The following is a 2,630-nucleotide window of genomic DNA, read 5'->3' on the forward strand; positions in this document are numbered from 1 at the left end:
TATAGGAAAAACCTATGAAAAACTAATAAAACATAAAATACAAATCTTGAAATGTTTCAAAGTTAATATTTTAGATAAAGTTTTTTATTTTAATTTTTTTCATCAATATATAATTTACCACCTATTTTTTCATAGTCAATTTTAATAAATTTACATTTTTCATTTACATAATTTATAATTTCTATATTTTTTATACCATAAAGAAATGCTACATAATCACATAAAAAAATATTTAATTTATCTTTCATATTAATTATTCTTATTGGTTCATAATGAGGTTTAATTACAAAATCTTCTCTATCTAGTATTTTTTTTAAAAAATCATTTTTAGTTAATTCTTTAGCTTCATGAAAAAAAATGTTTACATCGGTATTATTATTATAATATATGCTTCTAAAATCAAATCTATTAATATAATTTCCTAAGATTGTATTATAAGATAAATTAAGTTTATTCATTATGCTATAACATAAAGAACGAGTTCCTATTCTGCTTCTATGTTCTATAACAAGATTTTTTTTATAATTTGAATCTTTTCTTTTTTCAAAAAAATCTATTATTTCTTTTTTAATTTCATTATCTTTAAATGATTCTAATGGATAAATATTTTCTTCTATTTCATCATAATTTTCATCATCAATATTTAGTAAATATTCATCTTTTAAATTTTTTATTTTATTCATATCACTTATTCTAAAATAACTATCTCGATATTTTTTTTTATAAAAATCATCAAATCTCTTTTCTGCTTCTTTTATATTGATTTTATTTTCTTTATAAAGTTTATTTAAGTTTTTTAATTCTTCTATTAAAACTAATTTTTCTTCTTTTTTCATTTCTTATCCTTTAAATTTAAATATTTTATGATATATTATTATTTTCATTTTTTTGTTCTAAAAAATATAAAAATATTTATATAAATCTATATTAATTATTTTAACATATATTGACTCTCAAAACTACTCCTTTACGTGACGACGTAAAGGCGTTTTGTTCGTTCTCGCTACTCCTTACCTGATAGTTCACAGGTAAGGCGCGAAGAATGTTTTTAAAAATAACTCACATTTGCTTTATAATATTGAGTTTTTTTGTTTTTAAAATATATTTTTATTTTTCTTCTTCTTCTTCTTTTGTTTGTTTTTGCTTATAATTGTTGTTAGCGCTTCAGCGCGTTAGGGGATTGTGTTTGGTTAATTTTTAAAACATCTCTTTTTAATAATGGAAAGGAAAAATAGGGAGTTATTTATATATCGAAAAATAATAATGATAGATAAAAGATACAACGATAATATCAAATATCGAGTATCATTATCATTATCGATATAATATATAAAATATCACTCCTTAAAAATGTTTGGTTTTTTAAAGTATTTTAGATATTGAAAGTGTTATAAAACTGTTAGTGAAGTGTTATAAAACTGTTAGTGAAGTGTTATAAAACTGTTAGTGAAGTGTTATAAAACTGTTAGTGAAGTGTTTATTTGATTTTGGATATATATTTATACATGGGATGTATTTTTTTAACCCGATAGCCCTGTTTATTTTTGGTTAAAAATAATTTGATGTGTTTTAAATCTTCCAATTGATAATAAATAACATTTAATCCTTTTTTATAATTTGTTTTTATAGGATTGTTATATTTATCTACTTTTTTGTCATCTAATTTATATAATTTTAAAGTGTCTAGTTTGTCTACGGTTATCTTACTTATTAATTCTTTAATGTAGTCTTTTTGTTCGTTGAGATAATTAATTTGGAAAATAGGGAAATGTGTTTTAAGGGTATTATTTTGGCATTTTGGGGGTGATATGGGGTTGGTTAGGGTTTGATTATTATCGGTTTCAGAAGGGTGATTTTTAATTATTTCTATTCTATGCTTTTTCATTTCATCTAAGATTTGAGGGTCTACAAATAGAGTTTGGGTTTTTGGGTGGTAGTTTGCTTGTTGATAGGAATTTTTCTTTTTAGAATGAGAAACAATTGTAATATTTAATAATTCTACTTTTAATATTTGTAAAAAGTTTTTGATTTGAACTAAGTCGTTAGGTGTTGATTTTGTTTCCCAACCACCCCTAATGATTCCTTGATTTGTTTCGTTTTTCATTTTTTTATCCTTTTTATTTGGTTTTTTGGTATAAAAATAAAAATCCCCTAAGTTGCGAAAATAAAATCGCAAAATTTAGGGGTATATGCGCGTGTTTGGGGGTATGTTAATGTTATTATACATGTAAGGTTTAATATATTAGTTAAAAGCAATAATTTTAATCAATTATTTCTACTTTGTCTTTTCCAAAAAAATAAATAGCTAAATCGACTATGATTTTATTTTTGGCCTCTTCATAAGTAATGTATGGGTCTAAAAAACATTTTTGATATACTTCTTTTCCAAATTGGCGTAATAAATCATCAACATCTTTACAAGTTTTATCATAAGGTGGTAAAATACGTCTAATTTCGTAAATAATATTTTCTTCTTTAAGTTGTTCTCCTAAGGCTTCACTGCGTTTTTGACCTGTTTCATCATTATCTAAAGCGATAATGACTTTGATTTTTTCTTTTTTAAGAATTTCTATTTGTGATTTAGAAAGTAGTTGAGTGACACAAATGAGACCGACAACGTTTTTAATACT

The 2,630-nt window shown here is 22.9% G+C and carries 3 protein-coding genes; all 3 read right to left on the bottom strand.

Translation table 11 applies throughout. The features are described from left to right. Nucleotides 1–89: 89 nt before the first annotated feature. Nucleotides 90–836: a hypothetical protein gene (locus tag OYV_RS03350; RefSeq protein ID WP_042068277.1), complete on the bottom strand. Its 747-nt coding sequence runs from the start codon at nt 834–836 to the stop codon at nt 90–92. Between the two features lie 641 nt (nt 837–1,477). After that, complete coding sequence (locus OYV_RS03355; protein WP_042068278.1) at nt 1,478–2,104, bottom strand: hypothetical protein; 627 nt, start codon at nt 2,102–2,104, stop codon at nt 1,478–1,480. A 157-nt stretch (nt 2,105–2,261) separates the two neighbouring features. Beyond that, nucleotides 2,262–2,630 (bottom strand): toprim domain-containing protein (locus OYV_RS03360; RefSeq protein WP_042068280.1); only part of this gene is annotated, 369 nt, incomplete at its 5' end.

The organism is 'Chrysanthemum coronarium' phytoplasma (assembly GCF_000744065.1).
Taxonomy (GTDB): Bacteria; Bacillota_I; Bacilli_A; order Acholeplasmatales; family Acholeplasmataceae; genus Phytoplasma; species Phytoplasma asteris.

Excerpts from the sequence above, each read along its gene's own strand:
- OYV_RS03355 (WP_042068278.1), bottom strand. The coding sequence starts at position 2,104 with ATGAAAAACGAAACAAATCAAGGAATCATTAGGGGTGGTTGGGAAACA.
- OYV_RS03350 (WP_042068277.1), bottom strand. The coding sequence starts at position 836 with ATGAAAAAAGAAGAAAAATTAGTTTTAATAGAAGAATTAAAAAACTTA.